This is a genomic window from Pseudarthrobacter sp. AL07 (assembly GCF_029960665.1).
In the GTDB taxonomy this organism is placed as follows: Bacteria; Actinomycetota; Actinomycetes; order Actinomycetales; family Micrococcaceae; genus Arthrobacter.
In genome coordinates this window covers 211,592-226,647 of record NZ_JASBRB010000003.1, presented here as the reverse complement: position 1 = coordinate 226,647, position 15,056 = coordinate 211,592, and the positions used below count along the sequence as shown (strand labels likewise).

The window sequence follows — 15,056 nt, the reverse complement described above, 5'->3', positions numbered from 1 at the left end:
GCCTCTGCCCTGTGAAAGCCGCTGTTCCGGCAATGCTGCCCAGCAGACGCTCCCTCTTCCGGGTAGCCGGTCTGGCCGGGGTGGCAGCCCTCATTCCGCTCTCCGGCTGTGCCGGCAACGCAGGCCAGCAGAACGGTGTCACCACTCTCCGCTTCATGCAGAACAAGCCGGAGGTGGTGAACTACTTCGACCAGGTCATCAAGGACTTCGAGGCGCTCAATCCTGATATCCGCGTGATCCAAGACTTCAACGAGGGCAACTTCGTGCCCGGCCTGGTCCGGAACGATCCGCCCGACGTCGTGACCCGAGGCTTCGCGAAGGCAACTGCCGACTTCGTGAAGAAGGGCATCTTCGCCGACCTCAGCGACCTCCCCGCAGCGTCCACCATTGATCCTGAGATGCAGGAGCTCATCAGCTCTTGGGGCCAGTACAACGGCAACGAGGTCAGCGCCCTGCCGTTCTCCTTGGCTGCGGCCGGCGTCATCTACAACCGGGACATCTTCGACGCCAATGGCGTAGCCGTCCCCACCACCTGGGACGAATTCGTGGCAGCCTGTGAAACCTTCAAGACGGCCGGCATCACGCCGATTTACGGAACGTTCAAAGACTCCTGGACCCTGGCACAGGGCATGTTCGACTACGTCTCCGGCGGTTCACTGGACTCGGCGGAATTTTTCACCAGGATCAATGCCAAGGGTGCCGATATCAGCGCGGAAGCCGCCGAATCCTTCACCACCAACTTCGGGCCCGCGCTGCCCCAGATGCTCCAGCTCGTTTCCTATTCCCAGAATGGCGCCAGCAGCAAGAACTACGCGGACGGAAATGCTGCCTTCGCCAAAGGACAGGCCGCCATGTACCTCCAAGGACCCTGGGCCCTGTCGCAGCTGGTTTCGGCCAACAAGGACATCAGGGTGGGTACATTCCCCCTGCCCGTAACGAACAACCCGGAGGAAACCAAGGCAAGGGTGAACGTGGACATGGCACTGTCCATCACCAGGAACACTCCCAATATGGCTGCGGCCCGGCGTTTCGTCGGTTACCTGCTGGAACCCTCAGTAGTGAACACGTACAACGAAAAGAACGCCGCCTTCTCGCCGCTCAAGGACGCCCCGCCGGTGACCAACCCGCAGATCAGCGGACTGGACGAATCGGTCAGAAAAGCCCGCTACTACCAGGGCGCCGGCACATACTTCCCGCCGTCGGTGCCACTGCACAACTACATCCAGTCTTTTGTGTACAGCAAGAACGGCGACCAGTTCCTCGCCGCTCTCGACGACGAATGGCGCCGCGTCGCCGAAAGGACGGCGGTCTGATGCCCACCACGATTCCAGGAGTCCCCATGACAACGACGTCCACCGTGGCGAAGGTCGGCCCCAGTCCGGAACGCCCGGCCGAGACCAACGTGCGACGGTCCCCGCGACGGATCGACCCCACGTATTACTGGATGGTGGTGCCGGTACTGGCACTCTTCGCCTTTTTCATCACCCTTCCTGCGCTGGTAGGCGTCTTTTTCAGCCTGACAAACTACGCCGGCTACGGAGAATGGACGTTCATCGGCTTCGCCAACTATGTGAACATCTTCAAGGATCCGGCAATCCTGCAGTCCTACATCTTCACGTTTGTATTCGCGCTGACCACCACGGTGGTAGTCAATATCGTGGCCCTCGCGATCGCCTTGGGACTGAATGCGAAAATCAAGTGGCGCACCGGTATCCGCACCGTGTTCTTCATCCCCATGGTGCTGTCCGCTCTGGTTGTGTCCTTCGTATTCAACTACCTGTTCTCGAACACCCTTCCGGTGCTGGCCGAGCGGTTCGGCGTCACCCCGTTGGCCACGAGCATCCTGGCCAACGAAAGCCTCGCCTGGCTGGCCATTGTCCTGGTCACGGTGTGGCAGGCCGCGCCCGGGGCGACCATCATTTACCTCGCGGGTCTCCAGAGCGTGCCCGCCGAAGTCTACGACGCCGCTGACCTGGACGGCGCGGGCAGTTTCCGGCAGTTCCTCAGCCTCACACTGCCCCTCATCCTCGGCTACCTCGTCATCAATGTGATCCTCGGCTTCAAGGGATTCCTGGGGACTTACGAGATCATCGTGGGCCTCACCGGCGGCGGGCCGGGCATGGCAACCCAGTCGGTGGCCATGCGCATCTTCTCCGGCTTCACAGGCGGCGACTACTCCTACCAGATGGCAAATGCCGTCATCTACTTCCTGATCACCTTGCTGATCTCCGTCATCCAGCTGCGCCTCATCCAGCGCCGGGGGGTATCCCTCTAATGACCGCATCACTACTTCCACAGCGCAGAACCCGTGTCCTCACAAAACGCCCGTCCGGCCGCGAGGGCTTCAAAATCAACTGGTGGCTCACCGCCCTCATGCTGGTGGCATCCCTGACAGTCCTGCTGCCGCTGTACTTCACCGTGGCCATGGCCCTGAAGTCCCCGGACCAGATCGGCACCGGGACCGGCCTGGCCTGGCCCAACCCGATGAACTGGGAGAACTTCGCCGCGGCGTACGTCGCTACCAACTTCCCGCGTGCCTTTATGTCCACGGCCTTTGTCACCGTCTTCAGCGTCCTGGGCTCGCTTGCCTGCAGCTCGCTGGTGGCCTACGCCATCGCGCGGAACTGGAACCACCGCTTCTTCCGCGGTTCCTTTGTGTACCTCCTGTCCGCCATGTTCATCCCGTTTCCCGTGATCATCCTTCCCCTGATCAAGCAGACAGCACTCCTTGGCCTGGACAACCCGGCCGGCGTCGTTTTCCTGCACGTGCTGGGCGGAATCTCGTTTAACGCGCTGCTGTACATCGCCTTCGTCCGCTCCATTCCGGCGGAACTGGAGGAATCGGCCCGGATGGACGGCGCCACCACCTGGCAGGTGTTCCGCAAGGTCATCTTCCCGCTGCTGGCTCCCATGAACGCCACAGTAGGCATCTTCGCCTTCCTGGGTTCGTGGAACGACTTCCTGCTGCCGCAGATGATGATCGCCGACCCGGCCCTGCAGACCCTCCCCGTGGTCCAAATGCTGTTCCAGGGCGAGTTCAACACCAACTACAGCCTCGCGTTCGCGTCCTACCTGATGGCCATGGCGCCCACCTTGGTGGTTTACATCCTGGCCCAACGTTGGGTACTGTCCGGAGTCATGCGCGGGGCCGTTAAATAGCCAGACTTATTCACCCAGCAAGAACAACCCAAACAAGAGAAAAGGATCATCCTTTGTCCACCACTGCCACGCTGGCAACCCTGTCCGATTCCGACCGTCTGGCCGATCCCAACTGGTGGCGCCAGGCCGCGGTTTACCAGATCTATCCCCGCAGTTTTTCCGATTCAAACGGGGACGGCATGGGTGACATCAAGGGCATCACGGCCAGGGTCCCGTACCTGCGGGAACTGGGCATCGACGCCGTATGGCTCAGCCCGTTCTACCCGTCAGCCCTCGCCGATGGTGGATACGATGTTGACGACTACCGCGACGTGGACCCCAAACTGGGCACGCTGGCGGACTTCGACGAGATGGCCAAAGCGCTGCACGCCGCCGGCATCAAGCTGATCGCCGACATTGTCCCCAACCACTCCTCGAACCGGCACAACTGGTTCAAGGAGGCACTAGCCTCGCCGAAGGGTTCCGCCGCGCGTGAGCGCTACATCTTCCGTGACGGTAAAGGACCCAACGGCGAATTTCCGCCGTCGGACTGGGACTCCGTCTTCGGCGGACCCGCCTGGGAACGCATCAGCGAGCCCGACGGAACCCCCGGGCAGTGGTACATGCACATCTTCGCCAAGGAGCAGCCGGACCTGAACTGGGCCAGCCGGGAGGTCCGCGATGACTTCCTGAAGACCCTGCGTTTCTGGTCCGACCGCGGCGTGGACGGCTTCCGCGTGGACGTGGCCCACGCCCTCACCAAGGACCTCACCGAGCCGCTCCTCTCCAAGCTGGAGCTGACCGAGGCCAACACCGGTACCGACGGGTTCGACGACGGTTCGCACCCGTTCTGGGACCGCGACGACGTGCACGACATCTACGTCGAATGGCGCGAAGTCTTCAACGAATACAACCCCCCACGCACCGCCGTCGCCGAAGCCTGGGTGCATGCCACCCGCCGTGCCCGCTACGCCAGCCCGGAGGGCCTCGGCCAGGCCTTCAACTTCGACCTGCTCCAGGCCGACTTCAACGCCGAGGATTTCCGCGAAATCATCACCCGCAACCTCGCCGAAGCCGCCGCGACCGGGGCGTCCTCCACCTGGGTTTTCTCCAACCACGACGTCGTCCGGCATGCCACGCGCTACGGCCTGCCCAAGGCGTCCAAGGGCAAGAAGCACGCCAAGGGCCAGGACGGCAAGGGCTGGCTGCTGGCCGGCGGCCCCAAGGAGGAACTCGACGTGGACCTTGGCGAGCGCCGTGCCCGCGCCGCCACCCTGCTGATGCTCGCTGTGCCCGGGTCGGCCTACCTGTACCAGGGCGAGGAGCTGGGCCTGCAGGAAGTGGCGGAGATTCCGGACTCCGAGCGCCAGGACCCCGCGTTCTTCCGGAGCAGGGGTGTCGAGGTGGGCCGTGACGGCTGCCGCGTGCCCCTGCCCTGGAAGGTTGAAGGGACCTCCTTCGGCTTTGGCGACGGCGGCGCGCACCTGCCGCAGCCGCAGTGGTTCAGCAAGTACGCGGTGGAGGCGCAGGACGGTACCGAAAACTCCACCCTGGAGCTGTACCGCACGGCCCTGAAGCTGCGCCGCGAACTGCAGGCCAACGAGGAGCTGGAGTGGGTGGAGACCGGCAACCCCGAGGTCCTGCATTTCCGACGCCCCGGCGGCTGGCAGTCCGTTACCAACTTCGGGGACACCGCCGTCGAACTGCCGGGAGGAGCGCTGCTAGTGAGCAGCTCAGCGCTGGAAGACGGCAAACTGGGCGCCAACAGCACCGCCTGGCTGCGCTGATGCAGGAACTCATCTACGGCTGCATGGGCCTGGGCGGCAGCTGGACCGACGAACCGCACGGAACCGAACATGTGGACCAAGCCGCTGCCGCCGTCGAGGCCGCACTGGATGCCGGCATTACGCTGTTCGACCACGCAGACATCTACCGCAGCGGCAAGTCTGAAGCGGTGTTCGGCGAGGTGCTGGCGGCAACGCCCGGCCTGCGCGACCGGATCCGGCTGCAGACCAAGTGCGGGATCCGCCTCAACGAACGCGGGCTGGCCACGCACTATGACCTCAGCCGGGAATCCATCCTGGAACGGGTGGACGGAAGCCTGAAGAGACTGCAGACGGACTACGTGGACGTCCTCCTGCTGCACCGCCCCGATCCCCTGACGGACCTGGCGGAGGTGGCGGCCGCCGTCGGGCAACTTGTGGCTGACGGCAGGATACGGGCGCTAGGGGTGTCCAACATGTCCGGCGCGCAGATCGATGCGCTGCAGGAACGGCTGGAGGCGCCGGTGGTGGCCAACCAGCTGGAGATGAGCCTGCTGAAGCGGGCCTGGCTGGAGAGCCAGGTGCTGGTGAACCATCCGGAGTCGGTGGATTACAGCTTCCCGCACGGGACCCTGGAGTACTGCAGCAGCAACGGCGTCACCGTCCAGGCTTACGGTGCGCTGGCGCAGGGCCTGTACACCGGGGCAGCTCCGGAAAACCCGACGGCGGCCGAGACTGCCGCGGCCGCGATGGTTGCGGAGCTTGCCGGTCAGTACGGCACCACGGGGGAGGCTGTCCTTCTGGGCTGGCTGATGAAGCATCCGGCCGGCATCGCGCCCGTGATCGGCACCGTGAATCCGGCGAGAATCGCGGCCTGCGCGGACGCCGCCCGCGTTGCGGAGGCCATGACCCGGGCCCACTGGTACGGGCTATGGGTTGCGGCACGGGGCAGCACCCTCCCCTGAGCCCCGGTGATCGAGCCTGTCGAGATCCAGAGTTTTGACACTAGCTCGTCAGGCTCGATCACGGGGGAAGCCTTATGAGTTGGTCACGGCAAGACGGAACGCTGATGGTAAGTGTCAGAGGCCGTGGTTCGTCAGGGCTTCCATCACCTGATCGATGGTCGGAACGCCGGCAAGTCCGTCTGGCGTGAGGTAGATCCTGCAGGCTAGATCGCCGGCCGGCGCCCCGGCGGGGAAGATGTCAGCCCCGTTTGCCGTGATCGTTGGAGAACCGGCAAAGCCCGTCCCGGCCGTATCTGCCGAAGTCTTGATGCGCCGCATATGGACGCGGATGTCCTGGCGACCCAAGGCTATCAGGGCGGCTTCCACCTGCTCGAGTGCTATTGCCACATTCGGGCAGTCATCGATGTGCAGGAGTTCTATTCTCACTTTACTGCCGGTACCCGATTCGGCTACGGCGCAGCAGCCGGAAGCATGGCTTTGCGCAACATCCGACTTCCGGGATGCCGGATCGAGCACATCGGCCGGTTCGGTCCCCGGCTCAGGGACGGCGCAGCAAACGTCCCCTTTCCAGGCGTTGAGGCCTTCGCGAGTGGCGATCCCGGCGATGATCAGTGCCGCGCCGGCGTCTGCCCACCACCATCCCAGTGCGCTGTTGAGAACCAGGCCCACCAGCAGAACGGCGGACAGATATGTGCACAGCAGGGTTTGTTTTGAATCTGCGACCGCGGTTCGGGAGCCAAGTTCCCGGCCCGCTCGGCGTTGGAGCCAGGACAGGACGGGCATGATGGCCAGCGACAGGGCAGCGATCAGAATACCGGGGCTGGAATGCTGTGCCTGGTTGCCTCCGGACAGGGTCCTGACCGAGTCCGCGGCGACGAACAGTGCGAGGGCGAAGAAGGATATCGCGATGAGCCGCAGGGTGATGTGCTCGCGCCGTTCCGGGTCCCGCGCGGAAAACTGCCAGGACAGGGCGACCGCGGAAGCGACCTCGATCAACGAATCAAGCCCGAATCCGACGAGGGCCGAGGAACCGGCCAGGTTGCCCGCCCACAATGCGACCACGGCCTCAACGACGTTGTAGGTGATCGTCGCGGCCGCGAACATGCGGATGCGGCGGCTCAGGACAACACGGCGGTCAGCGGTAGGCCCACTTTGAATTTCCGTGGTCACACCAGGCACATCCCGTCGGGTGCGCAGCAGGCAGGATCCACGGACAGCACTACGCCCAACAGATCCATGATCGCGTGGCCCAGCCGTGCATCAGCAAGCTCATACCGGGTCCGCCGGCCGTCCGGGACGGCCACCACCAGGCCGCAGCCCCGCAGGCATGTCAGATGATTGGACATGCTCTGCCGCGAGACGCCCAGTGAATCGGCCAGGTCGGACGGGTACCCGGGCACATCCGCCAAGGCAAGCAGAATCCGCGCCCGGGTAGGGTCAGAGACCGCGTAGCCGAACCGGGCCAGAACCGGGGCACTCACAAGGGTTTCCATCAGTCAATAGTACAGCCATGAATGTATTCACGGAAATATGTACTCGAGGCGGATTTTCAGACAGCGTTGCGTGGTGCGAACATGATTACGGCCACCCCGAGCAGGCAGATCACGGAGCCGGTGACATCCCACCGGTCAGGCCGGAACCCATCGAAGATCATGCCCCAGATCAGTGATCCGGCCACGAACACGCCTCCGTAGGCGGCGAGTATCCGGCCGAAGTGGGCGTCCGGCTGCAGGGTCGCGGCGAAGCCGTAGATTCCGAGGGCGAGCACTCCCAGGCCCGCCCACCACCAGTCCTTGCCCTCGCGGACAGACTGCCAAACGAGCCAGGCCCCACCAATTTCGGCCGCGGCGGCGAGGATGAACAGCAGAACTGTTTTTGCGATAGTCACGGATTCAGTATTGCAGGACGCCCCGGCGTTCCGGGCAGCAGTATGGCTTGCGCGCGAGTATGCGGAGTCATTGGGGAATGAGCCGTCCGTACTTTCCGGGACCGGCCGGCTTTTCGCTGACTAGATGAAGGGGAGCGGCGTTCGATCAAGATCGCGACCCGCCACTGGCCGGCAAGGGAACCATGTGACATGCGGGCAATGCGGTTTCTGCGTCCGACGATAACGAAACCGGCGGTGTCGTGGAGGTGGAGGCTGGGTCCATTCTCGGAAAACACACTGGCCTGAATCGTCCAGATTCCAGCGCTCTCCGTGGAGTTGATGAGGGCGTTCAGGAGGGCTCTGCCGAGACCGAAACCGCAGGCTTCCGCGGTCACGTAGATGGAGTGTTCCACTACTCCTGCGTAGGCCGGTCGGGAGGAGGCGGGCGATGCCGCGGTCCAGCCGAGTGCTTGACCTTCGCTGGATGCTGCGACATGGCGGTGGCGGGGCAGCCTGGACCGGTCGAACGAGTCCCAGTCAGGGGCTTGCGATTCGAAGGTTGGCTGGCCCGTGTCGATACCTTCCTGGTAAATCCGCCGGACTGACGGCCAGTCGGACGGCTCCATGTTCCGCAGGGTCACCGTGTCCCGCGGGATCACCGTGGGGGTCATAAGTCGCCCAGGATGCCGGCGGCGTCGTCGAGGGCGCTGGGGACGAGGGAGTAGTAGGCCCAGGTGCCGCGTTTTTCGCGGCGCAGCAGCCCTGCCTCCACCAGGATTTTCAGGTGGTGGGAGACCGTGGGCTGGCCCAGGTCCAGAGGTGCCGTCAGGTCGCACACGCAGGTTTCACCGGAAGCGTCGGCCTTGACGATGGAGAGCAGTCGCAGCCGGTTCGGATCGGCCAGCGCCTTGAAGACCAGGGCTTTCTGCTGCGCTTCCTCGGCCCCCAGTGCAGTCGGCCCTGCCGGGGTGCGGCAGGCGTCATCCGTGGCCTGGTCGGGGCGGGGCGCCAAGTTCATGTGCCCATTATGCCTCGATATTGACTGTCATCAATATGAGCATTGCGGTTCCGTCGCGGCTCGGCTGCCGGGGGCGCCCGGCCCGGCCGGCCGGTGACGTACTAGGAGCTGGCACTTTCCGACCAGCGCGGAAGAACGACGTCGTCCGCATAGTTCGCGGCGGAGGGGAACAGGACGAGCAGCAGCCCCAGGCCTACGGCTGCCCCGAGCAGCTGCGCCACCACAAAGCCGGGGACGGAGCCCGGCGCGATGCCGGCGAAGGTGTCGCTGAAGATGCGGCCGACCGTCACGGCCGGGTTCGCGAACGACGACGAGGACGTGAACCAGCAGGCGGCGCCGATATAGGCACCTACCGCCGGAGCCGCGAGGGCGCCCCGGTTGGTCGCGGCCAGGGCGAAAATCAGCAGGACGAGTCCTGCGGTGGCGACGACTTCACCCAGCAGGTGCCCGGTGGTGGCACGGTCCTTCATCGAGATGGAGGTTCCCACCTCAAACATGGCGTTCGCGAGCGCGCTGCCGCCGATGGCACCCACGGTTTGTGCAATCGCGTAGGTGCCGAGCTCCGGCAGCGTCAACCCGGTTCCGCGGCGCCGCCCCAGGATCCAGTCGACGAGCGAGACCGCGGGGTTGAAATGAGCGCCGCTGACGGGGCCGAGGATGAGGATCAATACAGTCAATCCCAGGAGTGTGGCGGTGCTGTTCTGCAGTAGCTGTAGGCCCACGTCACCGGGGGATAGCTGCTGTGCCGCGATCCCGGAACCGACAACGATGGTGACAAGCAGGCCGGTGCCCAGCAGTTCGGCGACGGTGCGGCGCCACAGTGGCGGCTGATTGGAAGTCATGCCAACTAGCTTGACCCAAGATATTATCTCAGTCAAAATTGAACCAATGAATACTGAGCCAGCTGAAGCCTTTCAGGCGCGGGTCGCCAAGCATGCCGCCCTCGCGGATCCCGCACGGCTGCGTATCGTGGATCTGCTGACGCTGGGGGATCTTGCCCCTACAGAGCTTCAAGCTGAGCTCGGGATGCCCTCCAACCTGCTGTCCCACCACCTGCGCGCGTTGGAGGGTGCAGGCCTGACGACCCGTCGCCGCTCTGAAGCGGACAGGCGGCGCAGCTACGTCCGGCTTGCCATCGGGGCGCTCGAAGGGCTGGCGCCTGGGGCTCAGTATGGGGCCAGTCGTGTCCTCTTCGTATGCACGCGGAACAGCGCCCGGTCGCAACTGGCCGCCGCGCTCTGGAACCAGACCAGCGGAATCCCCTCGATCTCGGCCGGAACTCATCCCGCGGACAGTATTGCCCGGGGGACCATTGATGTAGCCCGCCGCCACGGCGTTGCTCTCGCGGACGTTTCCCCGCGCCGGCTGGATGACGTGGGGCGCGATGAAGACTTCGTCGTGACTGTGTGCGACAACGCCCACGAGGAACTGCCCGGCCTTCGGGGTATCCACTGGTCTGTCCCGGATCCGCTGCGGCTGAACACCAGGGAGGCCTTTGAGGGCGCTTTTACTGACATCTTCCATCGCGTCCAAGACCTCGCGCCCCGCCTGCGCGCTGCCTGATATTCCACCGGATCTAAATATTGACAATCATCAATCTTTCGTTCGACACTGCATGCATCGACAATCATCAATGTCTGGTCGGAAAAGCGGTGCAGGCGCAATAACCTCAAACAGACCGATCCGCACCCAACTGACTCCAGGAGAAACACGTGAGCACCGAAACCGCCAAGAAGCCCTCCGTCCTTTTTGTCTGCGTCCACAATGCCGGCCGTTCCCAGATGGCCGCTGCCTTCCTCACCACGCTTTCCAAGGGCGGGATCGAGGTCCGTTCCGCCGGTTCCCAGCCTGCGGATAAGGTCAACCCGGCCGCCGTCGAGGCCATGGCCGAGGTCGGCATTGACATGTCTGCCGAGATCCCCAAGGTCCTCACCACCGAGGCCGTCAAAGAGTCCGACGTTGTGATCACGATGGGCTGCGGCGACGAATGCCCGTACTTCCCGGGCAAGCGCTACGAAGACTGGGACCTGGAGGATCCGGCCGGCCAGGGTGTTGAAGCGGTCCGCCCCATCCGCGACGAAATCAAGGCCCGCATCGAAGGACTCATCGAGTCCCTGATCCCGGCCGCCAAGTAACCCCCAAATCGGCATTTTCGAATCTTAGGAGAGACCTTCGTGAGCGCCGAACGGTTGATCATCATCGGCTCCGGCACTGCCGGCTACACGGCCGCCATTTACGCCGCCCCCGCCGGACTCACTCCGCTGGTCCTGGCCGGCTCGGTCACCGCCGGCGGTGCTTTGATGAACACCACCGAGGTGGAGAACTTCCCGGGCTTCCCGGGCGGTATCCAGGGCCCAGCGAGCCATGGACAACCCCAAGATCAGCTTCGCGTGGAACTCCGCGATCACGGCAATCCACGGTGATGCCAAAGTCACCGGCGTCTTCGCCTGCGGGGACGCCGTGCACCACCGCTACCGCCAGGCGATCACGGCCGCCGGCACCGGCTGCGCCGCCGCCCTCGATGCGGAACGCTACCTCGCCGCAGTGGACGACGCCGACAGCATCGCCACGGCACTGGTCGAAGTGCCGACCCACGCCTGACCACCCAAGGAAGGAGAGGGGGTGAGCTGGATGGACACCGGATGCTGCACCGACGCGGGCTGCTGTGACGAGGACGATCTGGACTGCTGCTAACCTCCCCTCCTTCCGCCCAACTAGGTAGCAGCAAGTGTCGTTATGGGCCCTCAAAACGACATTTACTGCTACCTAGTTGGGCGACGAACTGTCACACCCACAGATGAAACAGAGGACAACCATGGATTCAGCGAATGACCTTCCTATTGCAGTGATCGGCGCCGGCCCTGTGGGACTGGCCACCGCGGCCCACCTGCTCGAACGCGGCCTCGAGCCGCTGATCTTCGAGGCAGGCCCGACGGCGGGTTCCGCCATCGAACAGTGGCGCCACATCCGGCTGTTCTCACCCTGGCGGTTCAACCTCGACGCCGCGGCCGTGCGTTTGCTGGAGGCCGCCGGCTGGGAAACCCCTCGCCTGACGGCACTGCCTTACGGCGGGGAACTGATCGATAATTACCTCGCCCCGCTGGCAGCAACCCCGGAGATCTCCTCCCGGCTCCAGACCAACGCACGCGTCATTGCCGTCACACGCCAAGGCATGGACAAAACCCACGTCCGGGACCGTGACACCACCCCTTTCACCGTCCGGGTCGAACAGGAGCGCGGCGAGGTCCGCGACCACACGGTGGCCGCCGTGATTGACGCTTCCGGCACCTGGTCCACCCGCAACCCGCTTGGAACCTCCGGCCTGCCCGCCATCGGCGAAAATACGGCCGACGACCGGATCTCGTCTCCGCTGCCGGACGTCACAGGGCGGGACCGTGCCACCTTCGCGAACCGTCGCGTCCTGGTCGTGGGAGCCGGGCACTCGGCCGCGAACACACTGATCAATCTGGCAGACCTCGCCAAGGAAGAGCCCGGAACCACCATTCTGTGGGCCGTGCGCGGAGGGTCCGCCGACAAGGTCTACGGCGGCGGAGACGCCGACGGCCTGCCCGCCCGCGGCCAACTGGGCGCCCGGCTCCGCCGACTCGCGAAGGCCGGAACCATCGAACTGCACACCGGCTTCGGCATCTCCTCACTGAAGACCCTGGATACCCATGTGAGCGTCGAAGCCGCCGACGGACGCACCCTGGACGCCGACGTCATCATCCCTTGCACAGGCTTCCGGCCGGACCTGGACATCCTGCGCGAGCTCCGGCTCAACCTTGATGCCGCCGTCGAGGCCCCGGTCGAGCTCGGTCCGCTGATCGACCCCGAATTCCATTCCTGCGGTACGGTCCAGCCGCACGGCGCCAAACTTCTCGCCCACCCGGAAAAGGACTTCTACATCGTCGGCATGAAGTCCTATGGCCGTGCCCCGACCTTCCTGCTGGCTACCGGCTACGAACAGGTCAGGTCTGTCGCAGCGGCACTCTCCGGAGACCAGGCCGCGGCGGACACTGTCCACCTGGAACTGCCCGAAACCGGGGTCTGCTCCACCGACGCCGGCACCAGCTGCGACGTCCCCGCGGCTTCACCGGCAGACACCGACGGATCGTCGGAGGGCAGCTGTTGTGCCGCCCCGGAGCCGGTCCTCATTTGATTCCCCACCGGGCTGGCTCACGGCCGCTCCGGGGAACACTGACCACACCAACTACGACGCACCGTTCCGGACGCACGCCAAGGGAGTATTGCCATGACCGAACACCAGAAAACGACGCTGGGATTACAGGACAATACTGAAATTCTGCACCGGATCAGCGAACGCCTCGCCGAGCGTTTCACCGGGGTGTTCGCCGTCGAGACGGTCGAACGCTACGTCTTCGAGTCCTACACAGCCTTGGCCAGGACAGCGAAGATCAGCGCCTACCTGCCTGCCACCACGGAGCACTTCGCCAACGACCGGCTGGCCGCCCTGGCTAAATCCAAAGGGTCGGTGGTCTCCGAGGTCCCGGAGGTCCTGTTCGTTTGCGTGCAGAACGCCGGCAGGTCACAGATGGCTGCCGCGCTGCTCAACGTTGAAGCCAAGGGCAGGATCCGCGTCCGGTCGGCAGGCTCCATGCCGGCAGCTGAGCTGGATCCAACCGTTGTGACTGTAATGTCCGAAATGGGCTTGGACCTGGGCAAGGACTATCCGAAGCCGCTCACGGACGATGTCGTGCGGGCATCTGACGTCGTCATCACCATGGGCTGCGGGGATTCCTGCCCGATCTACCCCGGGAAACGCTACGAAGACTGGGACCTCGCCGACCCCGCCGGTCAGTCCCTGGAGACAATCCGGGTCATTCGCGACGAAATCCAGGCGCGCATCAAAACCCTCGTTGGCTCACTCCTGGCCGCAGAACAGAAAGAAGACACCAACTCATGACCGAAAGCACCAAGGCTCCGCGCGTCCTGTTCGTTTGCAGCAAGAACGGCGGCAAATCCCAACTGGCGGCCGGCCTCATGCGCGATCTCGCCGGGAACGACGTCACCGTTTACTCGGCAGGCACCAGGCCGGGCAGCTGCCTGAACAATGAGGCCGTGGAATCCCTGAACGAGCTCGGCATCGACATCACGGGGGAGCACCCCAAGGCTGTCACTGACGAGGTGCTTGACGCCGTCGACGTCGTTATCGTGCTGGGCACCGAAGCCAAGCTCGAAGCCCGCGAAGGCACCCGCTTCGAAACCTGGGAGACCGACGAACCTTCCACCCGGGGCATAGAAGGCACCGAACGCATGCGCCTCGTCCGCGACGACATCAACACCCGCGTCCGAAAGCTCTATGCGGAACTCACAGGCAACTGAGCCTGCCGTATCCCGGTCGTATCTGTATTGTTCGGCACGTCCGGCGCCATGGCTTAGCGCTGGCGGTGCCCGGGCAGATACGGTAGTAGCATGACGTCACCCACCGCCACCGAGACCTTACGCCCCAAGCGCAACATCCCAGCAGAAATCGCCCGTTCGTGGCTTCTGGTCAACGCCATGAAAGCCGACCTGTTTGACCAGTCGGCTGTTTCGCGCGCTGACTCGATAATCCTGGACATCGAGGACGCCGTGGACCCGTCGCAAAAGGACGAGGCGCGCGGGCACGTGATTGACTGGCTCTGCGGCGGCGGCCAGGCCTGGGTCCGCATCAACGACGCCACCAGCCCGTTCTGGGCCGATGACCTGGCAGGGTTGCGCGGGACGCCCGGCCTGCTCGGCGTGATGCTCGCCAAGACCGAATCAGCTGATCAGGTGACCGAAAGCTTCCACCGGATGGACGGCAAGACGCCCGTCATCCCGCTCGTGGAATCGGCGCTCGGCATCGAGGAAGCCAACAACATCGCCAAGGCCCAGGGTGCTTTCCGCCTCGCTTTCGGCTCCGGCGACTTCCGCCGCGACACCGGCATGGCGGCCACACCGGAGGCCATGGCGTACCCGCGCGCGAAACTGGTGGTTGCCAGCCGCGTCGGCAACCTGCCGGGCCCCATCGACGGCCCCACCGTCGGCACCAACCACCCCATCCTGCGAGAGCAGACCGGCATCACCGTGATGATGGGGATGACCGGCAAGCTGTGCCTGGCCATCGACCAGACGAACGTCATCAACGAGGTCATCAGCCCCACCCCGTCGGACGTCGCCTGGGCCACGGACTTTATGTCCGACTTCGAGGCCAACGGCCGCGTCATCCGTGACGGCTCGGACCTGCCCCGCCTGGGCCGCGCCGAAAAGATCATGAAGCTCGCGGTAGCGTTCGGCGTGCAGCCGGCGCTGTAGCGCTACCC

16 protein-coding genes and 2 pseudogenes are annotated in these 15,056 nt (G+C 64.5%); 12 read left to right on the top strand and 6 right to left on the bottom strand.

The features are described from left to right. Positions 1–11: 11 nt before the first annotated feature. Genes QK290_RS04715 through QK290_RS04695 form a run of 5 tightly spaced genes read left to right on the top strand, consistent with a single transcriptional unit; the run spans position 12 to position 5,866 of the window. Positions 12–1,313 carry an extracellular solute-binding protein gene (locus tag QK290_RS04715; RefSeq protein ID WP_282329530.1) on the top strand — a complete coding sequence of 434 codons (1,302 nt, stop codon included), beginning with the start codon at positions 12–14 and terminating at the stop codon, positions 1,311–1,313. Between the two features lie 26 nt (positions 1,314–1,339). Continuing rightward, entirely contained in the window at positions 1,340–2,275 is a 936-nt protein-coding gene (locus tag QK290_RS04710) for a sugar ABC transporter permease (RefSeq protein ID WP_282329529.1), read from the top strand. Beyond that, positions 2,275–3,159: a carbohydrate ABC transporter permease gene (locus QK290_RS04705; RefSeq protein ID WP_282329528.1), complete on the top strand. Its 885-nt coding sequence runs from the start codon at positions 2,275–2,277 to the stop codon at positions 3,157–3,159. The genes QK290_RS04710 and QK290_RS04705 overlap by 1 nt, the downstream gene beginning before the upstream one ends. A 53-nt stretch (positions 3,160–3,212) precedes the next feature. Continuing rightward, complete coding sequence (locus QK290_RS04700) at positions 3,213–4,925, top strand: glycoside hydrolase family 13 protein (protein WP_282329527.1); 1,713 nt, start codon at positions 3,213–3,215, stop codon at positions 4,923–4,925. Continuing rightward, a complete protein-coding gene (locus QK290_RS04695) occupies positions 4,925–5,866 on the top strand; it encodes an aldo/keto reductase (protein ID WP_282329526.1) in 942 nt (313 codons plus the stop codon). The genes QK290_RS04700 and QK290_RS04695 overlap by 1 nt, the downstream gene beginning before the upstream one ends. A 540-nt stretch (positions 5,867–6,406) precedes the next feature. Here QK290_RS04695 and QK290_RS04690 read toward each other — a convergent pair. The 6 genes and pseudogenes from QK290_RS04690 to QK290_RS04665 all read right to left on the bottom strand — a co-directional run. Then, a pseudogene (locus QK290_RS04690) lies at positions 6,407–6,970 on the bottom strand (cation transporter); the annotation flags it as partial. A 62-nt stretch (positions 6,971–7,032) separates the two neighbouring features. Beyond that, positions 7,033–7,359, bottom strand: a complete 327-nt coding sequence (locus QK290_RS04685) for a winged helix-turn-helix domain-containing protein (RefSeq protein ID WP_282329525.1) — start codon at positions 7,357–7,359, stop codon at positions 7,033–7,035. A gap of 56 nt (positions 7,360–7,415) precedes the next feature. Then, a complete protein-coding gene (locus tag QK290_RS04680; RefSeq protein WP_282329524.1) occupies positions 7,416–7,754 on the bottom strand; it encodes a YnfA family protein in 339 nt (112 codons plus the stop codon). Next, a complete protein-coding gene (locus tag QK290_RS04675) occupies positions 7,751–8,359 on the bottom strand; it encodes an N-acetyltransferase family protein (RefSeq protein ID WP_348994655.1) in 609 nt (202 codons plus the stop codon). Before QK290_RS04675 ends, QK290_RS04680 begins: the two co-directional genes overlap by 4 nt. A gap of 41 nt (positions 8,360–8,400) precedes the next feature. Beyond that, positions 8,401–8,751, bottom strand: coding sequence for a metalloregulator ArsR/SmtB family transcription factor (locus tag QK290_RS04670; protein WP_282329523.1), 351 nt, complete (start codon positions 8,749–8,751; stop codon positions 8,401–8,403). A 101-nt stretch (positions 8,752–8,852) separates the two neighbouring features. Next, positions 8,853–9,593: an MIP/aquaporin family protein gene (locus QK290_RS04665; protein ID WP_282329522.1), complete on the bottom strand. Its 741-nt coding sequence runs from the start codon at positions 9,591–9,593 to the stop codon at positions 8,853–8,855. Between the two features lie 46 nt (positions 9,594–9,639). On the opposite strand from QK290_RS04665, the gene QK290_RS04660 reads away from it, so the two are divergent. The 7 genes and pseudogenes from QK290_RS04660 (at position 9,640) to QK290_RS04630 (ending at position 15,048) form a co-directional block, all read left to right on the top strand. After that, positions 9,640–10,314, top strand: coding sequence for a helix-turn-helix domain-containing protein (locus QK290_RS04660; RefSeq protein ID WP_282329521.1), 675 nt, complete (start codon positions 9,640–9,642; stop codon positions 10,312–10,314). Positions 10,315–10,463: 149 nt separating this feature from the next. Next, on the top strand, positions 10,464–10,886 hold the full coding sequence (locus tag QK290_RS04655) for an arsenate reductase ArsC (protein ID WP_282329520.1): 423 nt from the start codon (positions 10,464–10,466) through the stop codon (positions 10,884–10,886). A gap of 39 nt (positions 10,887–10,925) precedes the next feature. Beyond that, a pseudogene (locus QK290_RS04650) lies at positions 10,926–11,352 on the top strand (FAD-binding protein). 214 nt (positions 11,353–11,566) lie between these two features. Then, on the top strand, positions 11,567–12,910 hold the full coding sequence (locus tag QK290_RS04645; protein ID WP_282329519.1) for an FAD-dependent oxidoreductase: 1,344 nt from the start codon (positions 11,567–11,569) through the stop codon (positions 12,908–12,910). Positions 12,911–13,003: 93 nt separating this feature from the next. Next, the gene (locus QK290_RS04640; RefSeq protein ID WP_282329518.1) at positions 13,004–13,675 is read left to right on the top strand and encodes an arsenate reductase ArsC; all 672 of its coding nucleotides are present in this window, start codon (positions 13,004–13,006) and stop codon (positions 13,673–13,675) included. Beyond that, complete coding sequence (locus QK290_RS04635) at positions 13,672–14,094, top strand: low molecular weight phosphatase family protein (RefSeq protein WP_282329517.1); 423 nt, start codon at positions 13,672–13,674, stop codon at positions 14,092–14,094. The genes QK290_RS04640 and QK290_RS04635 overlap by 4 nt, the downstream gene beginning before the upstream one ends. A 90-nt stretch (positions 14,095–14,184) precedes the next feature. Beyond that, complete coding sequence (locus tag QK290_RS04630; RefSeq protein WP_282329516.1) at positions 14,185–15,048, top strand: CoA ester lyase; 864 nt, start codon at positions 14,185–14,187, stop codon at positions 15,046–15,048. Positions 15,049–15,056 lie beyond the last annotated feature (8 nt).